At 66.4% G+C, this 18,410-nt stretch carries 16 protein-coding genes; 10 read left to right on the plus strand and 6 right to left on the minus strand.

Going from position 1 to position 18,410, the window contains the following annotated elements; all coding sequences use genetic code 11:
* Window positions 1-80: 80 nt before the first annotated feature.
* The gene (kstD, locus tag EV191_RS25100) at window positions 81-1,778 is read right to left on the minus strand and encodes a 3-oxosteroid 1-dehydrogenase (protein WP_132879989.1); all 1,698 of its coding nucleotides are present in this window, start codon (window positions 1,776-1,778) and stop codon (window positions 81-83) included.
* 146 nt (window positions 1,779-1,924) lie between these two features.
* Here kstD and EV191_RS25105 point away from each other — a divergent pair, with 146 nt between their 5' ends.
* The 8 genes from EV191_RS25105 (at window position 1,925) to EV191_RS25140 (ending at window position 11,053) form a co-directional block, all read left to right on the plus strand.
* On the plus strand, window positions 1,925-3,547 hold the full coding sequence (locus tag EV191_RS25105; protein ID WP_132879990.1) for an FAD-binding protein: 1,623 nt from the start codon (window positions 1,925-1,927) through the stop codon (window positions 3,545-3,547).
* Between the two features lie 99 nt (window positions 3,548-3,646).
* Window positions 3,647-4,822 (plus strand): 3-hydroxy-9,10-secoandrosta-1,3,5(10)-triene-9,17-dione monooxygenase oxygenase subunit, encoded by a 1,176-nt coding sequence (hsaA, locus tag EV191_RS25110; RefSeq protein WP_132879992.1) that lies wholly within the window; start codon window positions 3,647-3,649, stop codon window positions 4,820-4,822.
* A gap of 54 nt (window positions 4,823-4,876) precedes the next feature.
* Complete coding sequence (gene hsaD, locus EV191_RS25115) at window positions 4,877-5,737, plus strand: 4,5:9,10-diseco-3-hydroxy-5,9,17-trioxoandrosta-1(10),2-diene-4-oate hydrolase (RefSeq protein ID WP_207894688.1); 861 nt, start codon at window positions 4,877-4,879, stop codon at window positions 5,735-5,737.
* Window positions 5,737-6,663, plus strand: a complete 927-nt coding sequence (gene hsaC / locus EV191_RS25120) for an iron-dependent extradiol dioxygenase HsaC (RefSeq protein WP_132879995.1) — start codon at window positions 5,737-5,739, stop codon at window positions 6,661-6,663. Before hsaD ends, hsaC begins: the two co-directional genes overlap by 1 nt.
* Window positions 6,660-7,217: a 3-hydroxy-9,10-secoandrosta-1,3,5(10)-triene-9,17-dione monooxygenase reductase subunit gene (gene hsaB / locus EV191_RS25125; protein WP_132879997.1), complete on the plus strand. Its 558-nt coding sequence runs from the start codon at window positions 6,660-6,662 to the stop codon at window positions 7,215-7,217. Before hsaC ends, hsaB begins: the two co-directional genes overlap by 4 nt.
* Before the next feature lie 250 nt (window positions 7,218-7,467).
* Window positions 7,468-8,931: a serine/threonine-protein kinase gene (locus tag EV191_RS25130; RefSeq protein ID WP_207894690.1), complete on the plus strand. Its 1,464-nt coding sequence runs from the start codon at window positions 7,468-7,470 to the stop codon at window positions 8,929-8,931.
* Window positions 8,932-8,989: 58 nt separating this feature from the next.
* Window positions 8,990-9,637: a TetR/AcrR family transcriptional regulator gene (locus tag EV191_RS25135; protein WP_132879998.1), complete on the plus strand. Its 648-nt coding sequence runs from the start codon at window positions 8,990-8,992 to the stop codon at window positions 9,635-9,637.
* A gap of 189 nt (window positions 9,638-9,826) precedes the next feature.
* On the plus strand, window positions 9,827-11,053 hold the full coding sequence (locus tag EV191_RS25140; RefSeq protein WP_132880000.1) for a cytochrome P450: 1,227 nt from the start codon (window positions 9,827-9,829) through the stop codon (window positions 11,051-11,053).
* Between the two features lie 51 nt (window positions 11,054-11,104).
* On the opposite strand, the gene EV191_RS25145 is transcribed toward EV191_RS25140, so the two are convergent.
* The 5 genes from EV191_RS25145 to EV191_RS25165 are packed head-to-tail and all read right to left on the minus strand — an operon-like array spanning window position 11,105 to window position 15,630.
* Window positions 11,105-11,545: a nuclear transport factor 2 family protein gene (locus EV191_RS25145; protein WP_165913092.1), complete on the minus strand. Its 441-nt coding sequence runs from the start codon at window positions 11,543-11,545 to the stop codon at window positions 11,105-11,107.
* 12 nt (window positions 11,546-11,557) lie between these two features.
* Window positions 11,558-12,427 (minus strand): TIGR03619 family F420-dependent LLM class oxidoreductase, encoded by an 870-nt coding sequence (locus tag EV191_RS25150; protein ID WP_132880002.1) that lies wholly within the window; start codon window positions 12,425-12,427, stop codon window positions 11,558-11,560.
* Between the two features lie 2 nt (window positions 12,428-12,429).
* Window positions 12,430-13,593 (minus strand): thiolase domain-containing protein, encoded by a 1,164-nt coding sequence (locus tag EV191_RS25155; protein WP_132880004.1) that lies wholly within the window; start codon window positions 13,591-13,593, stop codon window positions 12,430-12,432.
* Window positions 13,590-14,657, minus strand: a complete 1,068-nt coding sequence (locus tag EV191_RS25160; RefSeq protein WP_207894692.1) for a thiolase domain-containing protein — start codon at window positions 14,655-14,657, stop codon at window positions 13,590-13,592. Before EV191_RS25160 ends, EV191_RS25155 begins: the two co-directional genes overlap by 4 nt.
* 10 nt (window positions 14,658-14,667) lie before the next feature.
* Window positions 14,668-15,630, minus strand: a complete 963-nt coding sequence (locus EV191_RS25165; protein WP_132880005.1) for a Zn-ribbon domain-containing OB-fold protein — start codon at window positions 15,628-15,630, stop codon at window positions 14,668-14,670.
* A 76-nt stretch (window positions 15,631-15,706) separates the two neighbouring features.
* Between EV191_RS25165 and EV191_RS25170 the strand changes: the two genes are divergently transcribed.
* A complete protein-coding gene (locus tag EV191_RS25170) occupies window positions 15,707-16,768 on the plus strand; it encodes an LLM class F420-dependent oxidoreductase (RefSeq protein WP_132880007.1) in 1,062 nt (353 codons plus the stop codon).
* A 38-nt stretch (window positions 16,769-16,806) separates the two neighbouring features.
* Window positions 16,807-18,381: an acyl-CoA synthetase gene (locus EV191_RS25175; RefSeq protein ID WP_243659224.1), complete on the plus strand. Its 1,575-nt coding sequence runs from the start codon at window positions 16,807-16,809 to the stop codon at window positions 18,379-18,381.
* Window positions 18,382-18,410: the final 29 nt, after the last annotated feature.

The raw sequence follows: 18,410 nt of genomic DNA on the forward strand, positions 1-18,410 counted from the left end.
GTCGACGTCCTCTGGGCACTGCTGCGCGACAACCGTCCCTGGCAAACCAGCACACCCGCAGCCATCAACGCTTGACACGATCATTGAGATCCTCCACTGTGCTCCTCGCTGATCACCCCAGACGTCGTCGCGGCTTGCCCGCCCGCGATATCCAGTGCGGCCAGATAGCCGAAGGCCATGGCTGGCCCGATCGTGGCGCCCGGGCCGGCATAGGTATGTCCCATCACCGCCGCGCTGGCGTTACCCGCCGCGTACAGTCCAGGGATTGCCGTGTCGTCGGCGCGTAGTACGCGGCCACGGGTATCGGTGCGCAGCCCACCCTTCGTACCGAGGTCACCGGGGACGATCCGGACGGCGTAGAACGGAGCGCGCCGCACCTCGGCAAGGCTTGGGTTCGGCTGGCGGCGCGGATCGCCGTAGTAGCGGTCATAGTGCGAGTTTCCGCGACCGAAGTCCTCATCGACGCCGTCCCGTGCGAAGCCGTTGAACCGGGTGACCGTGTTCCGCAACGCTTCCGCGGGTACGTCGATTTGCTCGGCAAGCCCTGCGATGGAGTCGGCCCGCCGCACGACACCAGATGCCAGCCACCGTTTCGGGAACGCTTGGCGAGGGCCGAGCCCGGCGAAGATGTACCGGTTGCGGTAGGTCTTGTCGGCGATCAGCCACGTTGGCATGTTCTGGCCGGGTCCGTTTCCTGTCCCGTACATCGCGTGCACCGCGTCCACATAGGGGGCTGCCTCGTTCACGAACCGCTCGCCGCGCGCGTTCACCAGGAGACAGCCGGGCAGCGTTCGTTCGGCCAGGCAGAAGTAGGGTCGACGCGGCAGTGGGATCGAGGGACCCCACCAGGCATCGTCCATCAGTTCCACAGCCGCGCCCAACCGTTGTCCCGCTTCGATGCCGTCGCCGGTATTCCCGCTCGCGCCAACCGTCCACTCGCTACCGATGGGCTGGCGCTGGTGTTCGTTGCGCATCTGGTCGTTGTGCTCGAAACCGCCGGTGGTCAGGATTACCCCGGCCGGGGCGGTCATGGTGTAGGGCTCGTCATCGCGCTGTACGACGACGCCGGTAACCCTGCCCTCGGTGGTGTGCAGGTCGACGGCGCGGTGGTTGAGCAGGACGGGTACCGAAGCGGCCGCGAGGCCACACCGTAGGCCGGCGGCCAGCGCTTGACCCATGGACACGAGTTCCTTGCCGCGGATCCGGGAGAGCAGATGCCGGATGCCCACTCGCGCCGCCGCGCCGATACCCCGTGGGTGTCGGGCGATCAGGTTCAGCCAGCGGTACTCGGCCTGGGTAATGGCCATCCCCGCTGGCCCCGCCGCATACGGCGGTTCGAGCTCCGACCGCAGGTTGCCGAGCAGTTTGGCATCCAGCGGGCGCGGTTCCACGGATCGTCCCAGCGATGCGCCACCGGGAGCTTCCGGGTAGTAGTCGGGATAACCACGAACCCACTGAAAGTGCAGCGGGGTGTGTTGCGTAACGAAGGCGAGCATCGCGGGACCGGTTGCCAGGAACGCCTCGATCCGTGCCGAGGGGACCACCGGGCCGACGATATGCCGGAGGTATTCGCGAGCTCGTTCGGGCGGTTCCGCGGGAAGCGCGGCGTTGTTCGGTACCCACACGCCACCACCTGAGCGCGCCGTGGAACCACCGAACCGGGCGGTTTTCTCGAGCACGACGGGGCGTAGCCCGTGGTGGGCCGCGGTCAACGCCGCCGTCATTCCAGCGGCGCCACTGCCGACCACGACGACGTCGTAGTCATGGGGGTCGGCCATGGTCGATCTCCTCATCCGGCTGCTCCGATTTGGTTACTGAAACAGGTTATAGTCCGGGCTGCTTCTGGCGCTACAGTGTGGATATCAGAGCGCTGGATTTATTGTAGAACATGTTTCACTATTGCGCCGAGATCCTAGGAGGCCGCATGCGGTCGGATACGGATGAGCTCGATGCGGACCTGGTCGTTGTCGGATTCGGCGCGGCGGGTGCCTGTGCGGCGATCGAAGCGGCCGATGCCGGCGCGGCGGTGCTGGTCCTCGACCGTTTCGGCGGCGGTGGCACCAGCGCGGTCAGCGGGGGAGTGGTCTACGCCGGCGGCGGTACCGCGATCCAGCACGGTGCCGGCGTGCGGGACAGTCCGGAAGCGATGTACCAGTACCTGCGGATGGAGGTTGGCGACGCCGTCAGTTCGGCGACGTTGCGCCGGTTCTGTGCCGAATCGTCAGGGATGATGGACTGGCTGAGTGGACTTGGCGTGCCGTTCGCGAGCAGCCTGTGTCCGGACAAGACGTCCTATCCGAGCAATCGGCATTACCTGTACTACTCGGGCAGTGAACGTAGTGAGCCGTTCGCGAGCGCGGCCGAGCCCGCGCCGCGCGGGCACCGGGCGCACGGTCGGGGGACGTCCGGAGCCACGCTGTTCACCGCGCTGGCCAGGGCCGTGCGCGCTCGCGGAGTGGCTGTGTACCGGCAGACCACGGTGACGAGTCTGACGCGGGACGAGGCGGGGCGGGTGACCGGCGTCCTCGCCCGCACCCTGCGCGATGCGCCAGGCTGGGCGCGACTGGCGCATCGGCTGCTGTCCCGGTACGCGGCCAAGCCGGGGCTCTACGTTCCGGCGCTCGGCAGGGCGTTACGCCGTCGCGCTGCCCGACTCGATCAGCGATTCGGGCGCGCGCTGCGGGTGCGTGCGCGTAGCGGGGTCGTGCTTGCCGCCGGCGGTTTCGTGGCGAACCGGGAGATGATGCGCCAGCATGCTCCCGCCTACCGGGGTTGCCTGCCGTTGGGAACACCCGGCGATGATGGCGGCGGTCTCTGGTTGGGGATTCGCGCGGGCGGTGCTACGGCGAAACTCGATCGGCTGTCCGCATGGCGCTTCGTCACGCCACCGACGGCCCTGGTCGAGGGCCTGCTGGTGGATCGGGCGGGACAACGGATCTGCGACGAGTCCCGGTACGGCGCCGCGATCGGCGCGGCGATCCTGGAACGCACCGATGCGGCCGCCTGGTTGCTGATCGACCGGCGAATCCGTGCGGCCGCGCTGCGCCAGTTGCGCGGACCGATGCTCTGGTTTCAACGGTTGCAGGGCTGGTACCTGCTGCGCGCTGGCGCGCATACCGCCTGGAGTCTCGACGAGCTGGCCGAACGAGTCGGTATCGAGGCTGACGGGCTGCGCGAGACGGTGCGTGGATATCACCGCGCGCTCGCCGATGGCGAACCTGATCCGGCGGGCAAACGCGGCGCCACGCCGCTCGATTCACCGCCGTACACCCTGCTGGACGTGTCCATCCGACCGAATCCCGGCTACCCGTGCCCGGTGCTCACGCTCGGCGGGCTGGTGGTCAACGAGCGTACCGGCGCGGTGCGTGCCGAGGACGGCACCGACATCCCCGGGTTGTACGCCGCGGGCCGGGTAGCGGTGGGACTCTGCGCCAACTCGTACGTGAGTGGACTCTCGCTGGCCGACTGCGTGTTTTCCGGGCGAAGAGCGGGCGTTGCCGCGATCGCCGCCGCACGAGGCGTCGACACAAATAAGAACATGTTCTAGTATTGGTCGGACGATTGAGCCCGGAACGATGCTCACCGGTACGGCGGCTGGTGCCGCGCATGGTCGGTGATCGCCAACCGAGCAGAACGGGAGTCGTTGATGAGCGAGGACGTCGAGCACCGGGTGATCGCCGGAATTCGGGAGATACTGCCGGTAATCGCGGAACGAGCGCAGGAGGCCGAGGAGCAGCGCCGGATACCGCCGGAGTCCATCAAGGCGCTTCAGGAGCTTGGCCTGTTCCGGCTGCTGCAGCCGAAGCGATTCGGCGGTTTCGAGGAAGACCCGAACACGTTCTACTCCGCGATTCGATTGTTGGCGAGTGCCTGCGGGTCAACCGGCTGGGTTGGAGCCGTACTGGGGGTACATCCATGGCAGCTCGGGCTTTTCGATGCCAAGGCACAGGAGGAGGTGTGGGGCGCGGACACCGATACCCGGATCTCGTCGTCCTACGCGCCGATGGGTCGGGCCACTCCGGTGGACGGCGGTTTCCGGTTCACCGGCCGGTGGAGTTTCTCCTCCGGTTGTGACTACGCGAGCTGGGTGTTCCTTGGTGGTCTGGTGCTCGACGAATCCGGCTCACCCACGGATTTCCGTACGTTCCTGTTGCCTGCCACGGACTACGCGATCGATGACGTATGGGACACGATCGGCCTGCGCGGCACCGGAAGCAACGACATCATCGTGGAGGACGTGTTCGTTCCCGACTACCGGACACTGAGCTTTGTGGACACCGGGAAATGCCGTTGTCCGGGCCAGGAAGTGAATCCCGGTCCGCTGTACCGTCTGCCGTTCGCTTCGGTGTTCTCCTGCTCGATCGCGGTACCGGTCGTCGGCATGGCCACCGGCGCCTACCGGGCCTATGTCGAGCACACCAGGGAGCGGGTGCGCGCCTCCACGCGCGGTAAGGCGGCCGACGACACCTTCAACCAGCTGCGCATCGCTGAAGCGGCCAGCGAGATCGATACCGCGATGCACGGGATCGAGCGCGGTATCGGCGAAGAACTCGAGCTGGCGCACCGGGCGGAGAAGATCCCGCTGCCACTGCGCCTGCGGCTACGCAGGGACCAGGTGAACGCCACCGGTGCCGCGATTCGGGCGGTTGACCGGCTGTTCGAAAGCGCCGGCGGCCGAGCTCTGAAAGTAGGCACGCCGATCCAACGGTTCTGGCGGGACGCGCACGCCGGACGGGTGCACGCGATCAACGACCCGGAGAAAGTACTGGCGATGTTCGGCCAGCACGAACTCGGTATGCCGGTACAGGACGCCTGGCTGTAGGGCTACCGCACGCGACCGATGGAGGTGCCGATGTCGGCGACGGCCGGAGCAACCATGGACTTCGCATCCACCAGCAACTACGCGGATGTCGGCGGGTTGCGGCTGCACTATCACGAAGCTGGCCCCGCGCAGGCGTCGCCGGTGGTGTTACTGCACGGCGGCGGCCCCGGTGCCTCCGGGTGGAGTAACTTCGGGCCGAACTTGCCGGTGTTCGCGAACGCCTACCGGACCCTGCTCGTCGACCAGCCGGGTTTCGGGCTCTCGGACAAGCCCGAGTTCACCGAGCAGTTCTTCACTTTCAGTGCCGATGCGTTATGCGCCCTGCTTGACCATCTCGGTATCGAACGCACTGCGCTGGTCGGCAACTCGCTCGGCGGCGGGACCGCGGTGCGCTTCGCGCTGCGGTATCCGGATCGGGCTGGTCGGCTGGTGCTGATGGCGCCCGGCGGGCTCGGTCTCAATGTCTTCGCGCCGGATCCCACCGAAGGCATCAAGAAGCTCTACCAGTTCGCCGCGCCACCGGGACCGAGTAAGGCCAAGCTGGCGGAGTTCCTGCGCACGCTGGTGTACGACCAGAGCCTGGTGACCGAGGAGCTCGTCGAGGAGCGGTTCGCGGCGGCCAGCAACCCGGAGTCCCTGCGGGCGATGAAATCCATGGGTGCCTCGTTCACCGATCCGGCGAAGTACGAGGAGGGGCTGCTCTGGCGGGAGGCCTACCGGTTGCGGCAGCGCGTGCTGCTGGTCTGGGGACGGGAGGACCGCACCAATCCGCTGGATGGCGCACTGGCCGCACTGAAGCTGATTCCCCGCGCGCAGCTGCACGTTTTCGGTCGCTGCGGGCACTGGGCACAACTCGAACGCTTTGCCGAGTTCAATCGGCTGGCGATGAATTTCCTCGACGAAGGGCAAGACTGATGGGTATCCGCTCGTTGGGCTACCTGCGTATCACGGCGACGGATGTCCCGGCATGGCGCGAGTTCGGCCTCAAGGTACTCGGCATGGTCGAAGGGAAGGGCGCTGACCCTGAGGCGCTGTACCTACGGATGGACGAGTTCCCAGCCAGGCTGGTGATCGTGCCGGGGGAGACCGATCAGCTGGCCGTCGCAGGCTGGGAGGTGGCCAATGCCGCGGAGCTGGACGAGATCCGGGCGAGGCTGGACGAGGAGGAGGTGGCCTACAAAGCCGCGACCGCCGCCGAACTCGCCGAGCGCAGGGTGCAGGACCTGATCCGGTTCGACGATCCCTCCGGCAATTCGCTCGAGGTGTTCCACGGCGCCGCGCTGGAACACCGCCGCGTGGTGAGCCCGTACGGACACACCTTCGTTACCGAGGAGCAGGGCCTCGGGCATGTGGTGCTGTCCACCCACGATGATGCCGCCGCGCTACGGTTCTACCGCGATGTACTCGGCTTCCGGCTGCGTGATTCGATGCGCCTTGCTCCGCAGCTGGTCGGCAGGTCCGCCGAGGAACCGCCAGCCTGGCTGCGCTTTTTCGGCTGCAACCCTCGGCATCACAGCCTTGCCTTTCTGCCCATGCCGACACCGAGCGGAATCGTGCACCTGATGATCGAGGTGGCCAATACCGACGACGTCGGTTTGTGCCTGGACCGCGCCTACCGACGCAAGGTCCCGATGTCGGCAACGCTCGGCCGGCACGTGAACGACCTGATGCTGTCCTTCTACATGCGCACGCCCGGTGGTTTCGACGTCGAGTTCGGCTGTGAGGGCCGGCAGGTGGACGACGAGGACTGGATCGCGCGGGAAAGCACCGCGGTGAGCCTGTGGGGGCACGACTTCAGCGTCGGCGCCCAGCAGCGGACCGAGCGCGGAGACCAGCGGTGAGCTCGGCCGTGACCGCCGTCGACACGGCGGACTTTCGTGCCGTGCTTGGGCACTTCTGCACTGGCGTGACCGTCGTGACCGGGCACGACGAGCAGCCCTTCGGCTTCGCCTGCCAGGCATTCGCCGCGCTGTCCCTCGCGCCACCGCTGGTGCTGTGTTGTCCACGGCGGAACTCCCGTAGCTGGCAGGCGATCGCCGAGACGGGCCGGTTCGGCGTGAACGTGCTCACCGAGGACCAGCGGTCGGTGTCCGAAGCCTTCGGCAGTCCCGATGGTGATCGGTTCGCCAGCGTTGACTGGCACCTTTCGCCAGGCGGTTCGCCGATCCTGCGGGATGCGCTCACCTGGGTGGACTGCGCCATCCGCACGGTGCTGGACGGGGGTGATCACCTGGTGGTGGTCGGTACGGTCACGCAACTGGGACCGGTGCGGGACGCGAAACCCCTGCTGTTCTACCGAGGCGGATACACCGGCATGGATGCCTCAGCCGAGTCCGTGCCCGCCGCCTGGTTGGCCGATCTGCTCACCTGGCAGGGCAGTGGCGACTGGTTGTAGTTTATCCACTACGTTCTGCCATGTTCGACCAGGTACGTTATCCTGGCGTAATGTCCGTACCGGCTGGTAACCCGCGTTGTCAGCCGCACCGTACGGAGAACGGTTTCACCACGTCATCGCCTGAATATTCAGCGCGCTAAGGTTGTCCCTGGGGTTCGCGCGTAGTCAGGTCAGTTCAGGAAACCGTTACACGTCCGAGGAGCGTGCCGTCATCGACACAGGTCAGCTGATCGCGGAGCGTTACCGCCTGATGGAGACCATCGGCACCGGCTCGATGGGCGTCGTCTGGCAGGCACGCGACGAGCGACTTGGCCGCGTGGTCGCCGTCAAGCAGCTGCTCATCCAGCCGGGGCGCAGTCCAGAGCAGGCCGAGGAGGCCAGGCGAAGGGCGATGCGCGAGGCGCGGATCGCGGCACGGCTGCAGCACAACAACGCGATCTCGGTCTATGACGTCGTCGAGCACCACGGCGAGCCGTGCATGGTGATGGAGTACCTGCCCTCACGCAGCCTTGCGACGATGCTCACCGAGCGTGGCGCGTTACCGCCGCGCGAGGTCGCCGAGATCGGTAGTCAGGTGGCCACCGCGCTCGCCGCGGCGCATGCCGCGGGAATCGTGCACCGGGACATCAAGCCGGCCAATATCCTGATCGATTACTCGGGCACGGTGAAGCTCACCGATTTCGGGATCTCGCGAGCCACCGATGACGGCACGCTGACACAGACCGCCGGGATGGTCGCCGGCACGCCGGCCTACCTCGCCCCGGAGGTGGCCCAGGGCAAGGACCACACGCAGTCCTCCGATGTCTTCTCGCTCGGCTCGACGTTGTTTCACGCGGTGGAAGGCGAACCGCCGTACGGCTTCAAGGACAATCCGCTCGCCCAGTTGTACGCCGTCGCGATGGGCGGCGAACCCGAGCTGCGTTTCGCGGGAGCCTTGCGTCCGGTGCTGAGCCGGCTACTGAGCAGGGACCCGCAGGTACGGCCGAGCGTGCAGCAGGTCCGGCATGAGCTGAACACCATCGCCTCGGTTGGCGACGGAGCCCGGCTCGCCGAAGTCGTGCAGTCCGGGCAGGCGGCGGCGCCAGGCCCGGCGCCGACCGCGGTGCAACCAGCCGTCGGCGGCGGCACCATGGTGGGTGCCCAGGCGCAGGGCCCGCCACCCACACCGCCGCCGGCCAAGGCCACGCAGCGGACGTCCGGCCGGTCGCGGCGCAAGGTCTGGCTGGCGCTGCTCGCCGCGGTGTTGCTGCTCGCCGCCGGTACCGCGACGCTGATCCTGGTCAACTCCTCAGGCGACCCCGCTTCGCCAACACCGCCAGCCGCCTCCGAGCCCGCGGAGCCCGAACCGAGCGAGTCCAGCGCGCCGCCGAGCGAACCGGAAACGCCACCCGAGGGGGAACCGGTGAACGACTGGGGGGCCGCTGGACGGTTGGTGATCGCCTATTACGGGGGCGACGCGGCCGCTGCTTGGGGAATGCTGACGCCGAACGCGCAGCAGGCCTTTGGCGGCCGACAGGCGTTCAACGAGTACTGGGCGCAGTACGACGCCGTGTGGTCCTGTTGCGCCGATGGGGTGTCGAACAACCCCGATGGTTCGGCGAACGTGCCGGTGCGGGTGACCTACCAGTCCGACTCGGGTACCGACGAGCAGGCCCGCCAGGTGCGAGTGACCAGGCTGAACGGTGAGTTGCGGATCGATTCGGCGGCCAAGTAGCGCATAATGCGCGCGGTAACGAAGCGTTTCCGAGGACTACCGAAAGGACAGTTGGTCGATGAGCCCCCGAGGTCGTAAGCAGGCCGCTGAGCTCGGCGCGTCGAGCCGGCGCGCGGAGCTACTCGCGCACGCCGCCGAGATGTTCGCCGAGCGGGGCTTTCGGGCAACCACCGTGCGGGATATCGCCGATGCCGCCGGCATGCTCTCCGGCAGCCTCTACCACCACTTCGACTCCAAAGAGTCCATGGTGGACGAGATCCTGCGCGGCTTCCTCGACGAGTTGTTCGGTCGCTACCAGGAGATTCTGGCCCGTGAACTCGGTCCTCGACAGAGCCTTGAAGCGATCGTGATCGCCTCCTTCGAATGCATCGAAGCGCGTAGGGCCGAGGTCGCGGTGTATCAGAGCGAGGCCAAGTACCTGATGCGGTTCGAGCGCTTCAGCTACCTCGGTGAGCGCAACGTCGAGTTCCGCAAGATGTGGATCGGGTTGTTCGAGGACGGCGTTCGGCAGGGCGTGTTCCGCCAGGGGATGGATCTCGAACTGGTGTACCGGTTCGTCCGGGACACCGTGTGGGTGGCCGTGCACTGGTACCGGCCGGAAGGCGGCGAGCTGTCCGCGCGGGCCATCGCCGAGCAGTACCTGGAGATCCTGCTGGACGGGATCGGGGTCGGCCGGCGCAATACCGTGGCCAAATCGAACGGCTGAGCGTCTCGCCAGGAATAACCTGGCCACTTTTCTAGAACGCGTTACAGGTGTTCTGTCGCGCGCGTTGTCGCCTGCCATTGTAGGTGATCATGGGCTAAATCTTCTCTTAGTTAACACCGTATGCTTCAATGTTAGGTAGAACGTGTTGCAAGTTTCTTGGTAGCAACGAGCTCCCCGCAGGAGGCAGTCGTGACCGTGCCCAAGATCCCCGAAGGTTTCGACTTCACGGACCCTGAGCTGTACGCCAACCGGTTGCCCATCGAGGAGTGGGCCGAACTCCGTCGAACCGCGCCCGTGTGGTGGAACGCCCAGCGGCGCGGGATCTCGGGCTTCGATGACGAGGGCTTCTGGGTGGTCAGCAAGCACGAACACGTCAAGGAGGTCTCCCGCAACACGGATGTGTACTCGACCTGGGAGAACACCGCGATCATCCGGTTCGCCGAGGGAATGCCGCGAGAGAACGTGGAGCTACAGCGCTTCATTCTGATCAATATCGACCCACCGCAGCACACCAAGCTGCGCGGCATCATCTCCCGTGGGTTCACCCCCAAGGCGATCAACGGCTTGCGTGATGCCCTCGCCGAGCGAGCCGATCGCATCGCCCGCACCGCCCTCGAGTCCGGAACCGGGGACTTCGTCACCGATATCGCGTGTGAACTGCCCCTACAGGCGATCGCCGAACTGCTCGGGGTACCGCAGGAGGACCGGCACAAGATCTTCGACTGGTCCAACGAGATGATTGGTTACGACGATCCGGAATACGATATCGACCCCGCGGCTTCGGCCGCGGAACTGCTTGGCTACTCGATGAACATGGCCGAGAAGCGTAAGAGCTGCCCTGCCGACGATATCGTGACCAAACTGGTTACCGCCGATGTGGACGGCTCCGAGCTGACGCCAGACGAGTTCGGGTTCTTTGTCGTCCTGCTTGCCGTGGCTGGCAACGAGACCACGCGCAATGCCATCACGCACGGCATGCGCGCGTTCCTGGATCACCCGGAGCAGTGGGAGCGGTATCGCGCGGAGCGCCCCGCGACGGCGCCGGACGAGATCATCCGCTGGGCGACCCCGGTGACGGTTTTTCAACGCACCGCGACGGCGGACACCGAACTCGGCGGTGTGCCGATCCAGAAAGGACAGCGAGTCGGCCTGTTCTACGGCTCGGCCAACTTCGACACCGATGTGTTCGACGCGCCGGAACGGTTCGACATCACCCGGGACCCGAACCCGCATCTCGCCTTCGGTGGTACCGGCGCGCACTACTGTGTTGGCGCGAACCTTGCCCGGTTGGAGATTGATCTGATCTTCAACGCGATCGCCGACCATATCCCCAATATCCGCCAAGCTGGCGAACCGCGCAGGTTGCGTTCTGGCTGGCTGAACGGGATCAAGGAATTCCCCGTGCGTTATCAGTGACTGGAGGCCAGGTGCCCCGCGCGCCGTGTAGGGGCACCCGCGTCGAACCAGTCAGCTGGGACGGGCGGTCGCCATGGCGCGCTCGAACTCCCAGAATGCGCGAAGCGAGCGGATCTTTCCCGCGTCGTTCACCCGGTAGACGAACACGCCTTCGGCGTCCATCCGCATATCGCCGGGGAGAAAGGTGACGATCGTCCCGACGTTGGCGACCTCGTCGCCGGCGGCGAAGGAATCGGTGATGTGGAACTCGAGCCGTTCGGCATTGGCCACCGTCTTGTCCCAGAAGGCCGCGATCTCCTCGGTGCCATGTTGCCCGCGTCCATCCGGGTCGAGCGGCGAGCAGCCGACCGGATCTTCCACGATGGCATCCTCGGCGAACAGTGCGAGCCAGTCCTGTCTGGCCTTGCGGGTGACCGCGTCCATGGACCGGCGCGCGGCATCCCGAGCTGGGTGGGCATCCTCGGCGGCCCTCCAGGTAATTGCCTGTGCCACGGTGATCCTTTCTCAGAGCTTCGTGATTACCTCGTCCGCGAATCGCTTGATCCCATCCTTTTTGGACTCAATATCGGCGTCGAAACCGGCGCCGTAGTTGAGCCATGGGACGACGATGGCATCGGTCACGCCGATCTCCGCTTGCTCCCGGTAGCCAGCCAGGCCGAACCGGTCGATACATACGGCCTGTATCTCGAACGGCTCGCTGTCCCTGCCGTGCTCCGCGCGCAGGGTGTGCAGCGCCTCGATGGCCTCGCGGAGCTCATCGAAGCGCATCATCGCCGAGCTCCAGCCGTCGCCGAGGCGTGCCGCCCTGCGCAGGCCGGGCGTACTGTGCCCCCCGACATAGATCGGAACCGGTTCGGTTGGCGCCGGACTCATCCGCAACTGGTCGAAGCCGTAGTGCTTTCCGTGGTACTCGACCATCCCGCCACCGAGAATGCGCCGCAGAATCTCGATGGTCTCATCGGCACGCGCGCCACGGTGTTCGAAGAAACCACCGCACCACTCGCTTTCCTCGCGGTTCCAACCGAGTCCGACACCAAGGCCGAAGCGGTTTCCGGTCAGCGTGGCCAGCGTGCCTACCTGCCTGGCGAGTAGTACCGGATTGCGCGGGTTGAGTTTGAGCACCTGCGTGTAGAAGCGCAGCCGACTGGTGACCGCGCCCATCGTGGCGGCGGCGATCAGTGGATCGGGCCATGGGGTGTGTTCATCCCAGAACCGTGCCCCATTGGGAGTGTACGGGTAGGAATCGGAGACCTGCTCGGAGTAGAAGATCGAGTCAGGCAGTGCGATCGAGGCGAAGCCGTGTTCCTCGGCCGTGGTGGCCAACTCGGTTAATTGATCAAGCGGACTCATCGCGATACCCAGGGTGAAGCGCATCCCTACCACTCCTTAGTGGCGCTGGTGACCCACATTGCGAAATACTGCGAACCGCCGCCATAAGCGTGCCCGAGCGCGGTGCGCGCACCGTCCACTTGGCAGTCGCCGGCCCTGCCCATGACCTGACTGGCCGCTTCGGCGAAACGAAGCAACCCGGAGGCGCCGATCGGATTCGAGGAGAGCACCCCGCCGCTGGGGTTGACCGGAAGCCGGCCGCCGAGCTCGGTATCGCCGGACTCGGTGATCCGCCAGCCGTTACCCTGTTCCGTGAAGCCCAGGTTCTCCAGCCACATCGGTTCGAACCAGGAGAACGGAACGTAGATCTCCGCGACATCGACCTCCGCGAGTGGGTCGCGGATTCCGGCGCTCGTCCAGAGTGCGGCCGCGGCGTCGCGCCCGGCTTGCGGGTTGACCTGATCACGACCGGCGAAAGTGGTTGGTTCGGTACGCATCGCCGTCGCCCTGAGCCAGGCCACCGGTTGCCGCGCCGCGTCCGCCGCGGCCTCGTCGGCGAGAACCAGTGCGGCGGCGCCGTCCGAGGATGGGCAGGTCTCGTCGTAGCGGATCGGGTCCCACAGCATGGTCGACGAGAGCACGGAGTCGACGGTGATGTCCGGCTGATGCAGGTGCGCGTACGGATTCCGGGCACCGTTGCGCCGATCCTTCACCGCGACGAGCGCGCCGATATGGTCCGGGGCGCCACTGCGCCGGATATAGGAGCGAACATGTGGTGCGAAGTAGCCACCCGCGCCCGCGCCGACCGGCATGGTGAACGGGGGTGCGATGGACAGTGCCCACATCGCGTTGGACTCGGACTGTTTCTCGAACGCCACTGCGAGCACCCTGCGGTGCACTCCGGCCTGAACCAGGCTTGCCGCCACGTTGGCCGTGGAACCGCCGACCGAACCGGCGGTGTGCACGCGTAGCAGCGGTTTACCCGGAGCGCCAAGCGCGTCGGCCAGTGCCAGTTCGGGCATCATCACGCCCTCGAACAGGTCGGGAGCCTTGCCCAGTACCACCGCGTCGATGTCCGGCCAGTCCACACCGGCGTCGGCGAGCGCGCGATCGATCGCTTCCCGGCATAACCCTGCCATGGACACGTCGAGCCGTTTGGTGGTGTGCTTGGTCTGACCGGTGCCGATCACGGCCGCGCGCTGCTTGCTCACGAGTCTCTGCCTTCCATCACGCACACCAGGTTCTGCTGCAGCACCGGACCGCTGGTGGCATGCGCGAGCACCCGGTCAGCCGCGCCGGAATGCACCCTGGCTGCCGCCTGGCCGATCCGTTCCAGACCGGCGGAGAACATCGGATTACCGCATAACGCCCCGCCTGAGGGATTCACCGTGACCCGTTCGGACAACCCGATTGCTTGGCGGAGCAGCAGTTCCTGATGGCTGAACGGTGCGTGCAGTTCGGCCATGTCCACTCCGGAGCGGCCGCCGAGCGCCACCTCGGCCGCCGTGGCGGTACTCGGCGAGCGGGCTAGCTCGCGGGCTCCCAGCTGGCCCGATTCCACCCGGTGAGCCATTCCGGTGATCCATGCTGGCCTGGCACACAGCTCCGGTGCCCTGGATGCGGAGGCAAGGACGATCGCGGCGGCGCCATCGGTGATCGGGGCACAGTCGTGTTTACGCAACGGGTCCGCGAGATGAGGCTCAGCGAGCAGTTCCGCGACGGTGTACTCGCCGGCGAGCTGGGCATAGGGGTTGTGCTTGGCCGCGGCTCTGCCTCTGGCGACAACCGAGGCCATCTCGGCCTGGCTCCACGCCCCGGATTCGATACCCAACCGTGCCTGTAGCCCGGCGATACTGACCGAATCCGGCCACAGTGGAGCGACGGTGTACGGGTCGAGTTGCAGCGAAAGTATCCGGCGAAGCTCACTTGCCGATGACTTACCGAACCCGTAAACCAGTGCGGTGTCGACCTCGCCGGTGCGGATCTTCACCCAGGCCTCGTACAGTGCCCACGCCGCATCGGCTTCCACATGCGACTCGTTGATCGGCGGGAAAGCGCCGATGGCGTCGACCGCCGCGATGAACGAGAACGCCCTGCCGGCCAGATAGTCCGAGGACCCAGAGCACCAGAAGCCGATATCCGCCACGGATAACCCAGTCCCATCGAGGAGTTCCTTGAAGACCGGCACGAGCATCTCGACACCGTTCGTCGTGCCGTGCGTGCGCCGCACGTTCGGTGCCTGCGCGAAGCCAACCACGGCGATGTCGTCGGTCACGATGGTCCCCTCACAGATGCCGGGCGTAGGACTCGAACGGCGCGTCCGCCTCGCCGGTCGGTTCGAAGTGGTCGATGTTGTGCAAGGTGGTTCCCCACTGTTCGCGGGGTTGCCAGACCGCTCTGACCCGCATGCCCATCCGTACCTGCTCGGCCCGACAGCCGAGCACCAGGTGTAGGAACGGGATGTCCGCGCCATCAAGCAGTACATATGCGGCGACGTACGGCGGGGTGATCCGCTGGCCGAGGAACGGCACGTTCACGATGCAGAATGTGGTGATCACGCCGTGGTCGGGGAGTTCGACCTCGCCGACCGTCGGGACACCGTCGGTGGGACAGGCGCCGCGTGGCGGGATGTACACCTTGCCGCAGCGCGGGCAGCGCCCACCGAGCAGTCGCCCTTCGGCGAGCCCACGCAGATAGTGACTTTCCTCAGGGGACACGGTATGCGTGTAGCGCAGCTGTACCGGCGCGGTCATCATCGTCACCGGTTCGCCGATCTCGCCTGGAGCCGGCGAGCCGCCAGGCTTATCGATGGCTTCGAAGCATTCGATGTCGGTGATCCGGCCAGCGGGTTCCGGAGCCCACCTCGCCCGCACCCGCATTCCCGTGGATACTCGGTCTTCCGGGCCGGCGTCGACAGCGTGCAGCATCGGGGTATCCGCGCCGTCCAGCCGGATCAGTGCCCAGGCAAAGGGGCGTGCCAGTGGCTGATCAGCCAGTGGCTCGGACACCCAGGTCCACGAGACCACCGTCCCCTCGTTGGCCACCTCGACGAGCTCGGTCAGTGGGGCGGCCGTGCTGGGGTCGTACTCCACGGGTGGAACCAGTACGCGACCGTCGGAACCGCGCACACCGTGGATGCGGCGTGCGGCCAAGCCTGCCATGAACCGCCCGAGGACTGGACCGAGTGATCGGGTGTAGTCGAAGCCGATGTCGAGCGGTGCCTGCAACGGTGCTGGACCAGCGGTCATAATTGTGAGTGAAACATGTTCTCGATTTTCCGGCAAGATGATGGCAGGTTTGAGGTGTGCTGATGGAGGTGCCGGAATGAGACTGGGACTGCAGCTCGGCTACTGGGGTGCCGGTCCGCCGACGAACGCCGCCGAACTGGTCAGCGCGGCCGAACGGCACGGGTTCGCGGCGGTGTTCGCCGCGGAATCCTGGGGATCGGACGCGTTCACCCCGCTTGCCTGGTGGGGCTCGGCCACACGCCGGGTCGCGCTCGGCACGTCGGTGGCGCAGCTGTCCGCGCGTTCCCCGACGGCCTGCGCGATGCACGCCCTCACCTTGGATCACCTCAGTGGCGGCCGCGCGATTCTCGGCCTTGGCGTGTCCGGGCCGCAGGTGGTGGAAGGCTGGTACGGGGCGCCGTTCACCCGTCCGTTGGCGCGTACCAGGGAGTACATCTCGATCGTGCGCCAGGTGCTGGCTCGCCAGGAGCCGGTGCGCGCGGATGGTCCGCACTATCCGCTGCCATATCGGGGTCCTGGTGCGGAAGGGCTGGGCAAGTCGCTCCGATCGATCACCCATCCACTGCGCGCTGATCTACCGATCTGGCTAGGCGCGGAGGGGCCGCGCAACGTGGCCCTTGCCGCGGAACTCGCGGATGGCTGGTTGGCGGTGTACTTCTCGGCGTCGCTGGCGCGGCAGTACAACGAATGGCTGGACGAGGGATTCGCGCGGCCATCCGCGCGGCGGGATCGGGCTGATTTCGAGATCGCGGCTGGCTGTCAGGTGGTGATCACCGAGGACGCCGAGGAGATCGCTGCCGCCTACACCGCGATGAAACCGATCCTCGCCCTCTACATCGGTGGGATGGGTGCTCCGGAGAAGAACTTCCATGCGAGCTTGTTCAGCCGGATGGGCTTCGCCGCGGAGGTTGCCGATGTCTCCCGCTATTTCCTGGCTGGCAAGCGAGCGGAGGCGGCCGCGGCCGTGCCCGACGAGTTGGTACGAGAGGTGGCCTTCATCGGCTCGGCCAACTATGTGCGCGAGCGCGCGGTCGAATGGGCTGCCTACGGGGTCACCATGCTGCAGATCGGCTGCCGGGATATCGCGCAGGTGGCGCGCGTAGCTGAGGTGCTTGGCGAGGTGCCAACCCTTGCTTGATGTGTGAAACACGTTCTAAATTCGAGGTGCTTGGTCCGGTGACGAAGGACGGGAGCGATGTGGTGAGTGAGCCTGGGCTGTGGAACATCGCGCGAGACGAGCCAGACCGGATCGCGATCGTCGATCCCGCTGAGCGGCAGGTGAGCTACGGCGAGCTCGCCGCCGCCGCGGACCGGTATGCGCGCGGACTGCGGTCCATCGGGCTACGGCAGGGCGATGTGCTCGTGGTGATGCTGCCCAACGGCGCGGATCTGCTCGCGACGTACTTCGCGGCGCTGCAAACGGGTTTGTACGTCGTTCTGGTCAACTGGCACCTGGTCGGCGCGGAGGTGGCGTACCTGATCACCGACAGCGAAGCCAAGGCCTTCGTGGCCGGGGAGCGTTTCGCCGAGGCGGCGACCGTGGCTGCGACGGAGGCCGGTCTCGCGGGCGAGGCCTGTTTCGCGGTCGGCGAGATTCCCGGGTTCCGCCCGCTGGCGGAGCTGGGTGCCGATCAGCCAGCCGGCCGCCCGGAGCAGCGCAGCCAGGGCTCACCGATGCTCTACACCTCCGGTACGACGGGGCGCCCGAAAGGGGTGCGGCGCCCGTTGACCGGCGCCGATCCAGACACCGTACCGGCGGCATCCACCTGGTTCTTCGGCATATTCGGCATTGCGCCGTTCGCGGACCATGTCCACCTGTGTGGTTCCCCGCTTTACCACACGGCGGTACTGAACTTCGCCACCATATCAATCCAATTAGGACACACTGCGGTGCTGATGGATGGCTGGGACGCCGCGGAGATGCTTCGGCTGATCGAGCGGTACCGGGTGACGCACAGCCATATGGTGCCGACCCAGTTCCATCGACTCCTGGCGTTGCCGGAGCGGGTACGTGCGACCTATGACGTGTCCTCGCTACGCGCGATGGTGCACGGCGCCGCGCCCTGCCCGCTGGAGACCAAGCGGCAGATGCTCGATTGGTGGGGGCCCGTGGTCATCGAGTACTACGCGGCCACCGAGGGCGGTGGCACCGCGATCAATGGCCGGGACTGGCCGGACAAACCTGGCTCGGTTGGCTTGCCGTGGCCGGGTTCCGAAGTTCGAGTCCTCGATGAGGACGGTCAGGAGCTGCCTGCCGGCGAGGTCGGCACCGTGTATATGCGGATGGCCGGGTCCACGTTCGAGTATCACCGGGACCCGGACAAAACCCAGAGCTCGCGGATCGGCGAGCTGTTCACCCTTGGCGATATGGGATATCTGGACGAGGACGGTTACCTGTTCCTTCGCGACCGGCGCAACGACATGATCATCTCCGGTGGGGTGAACATCTATCCAGCCGAGATCGAGGCCGCACTGGTCGTCCATCCCAAGGTGGCTGACGTGGCGGTGTTCGGCATCCCGCACCCCGACTGGGGTGAGGAGGTCAAGGCGGTGGTACAACCCATGGTTGGCGTGGTACCGGATAGCGAGCTCAGCGGGGAACTGATCGAGTTCGCGCGCGGTCGGCTCGCGAAGTTCAAACTGCCGCGCAGTATCGACTACACGACCGAACTGCCACGGGACCCGAACGGCAAGTTGTACAAGCGGCGGCTGCGGGACCCGTACTGGGCTGGGCAGGAACGCGCGATCTGATCGCGCGCCACATGCCCAGTGCCCGCGAT

Origin of the sequence: Tamaricihabitans halophyticus (assembly GCF_004340875.1) — a bacterium.
GTDB classification, from domain to species: Bacteria; Actinomycetota; Actinomycetes; order Mycobacteriales; family Pseudonocardiaceae; genus Tamaricihabitans; species Tamaricihabitans halophyticus.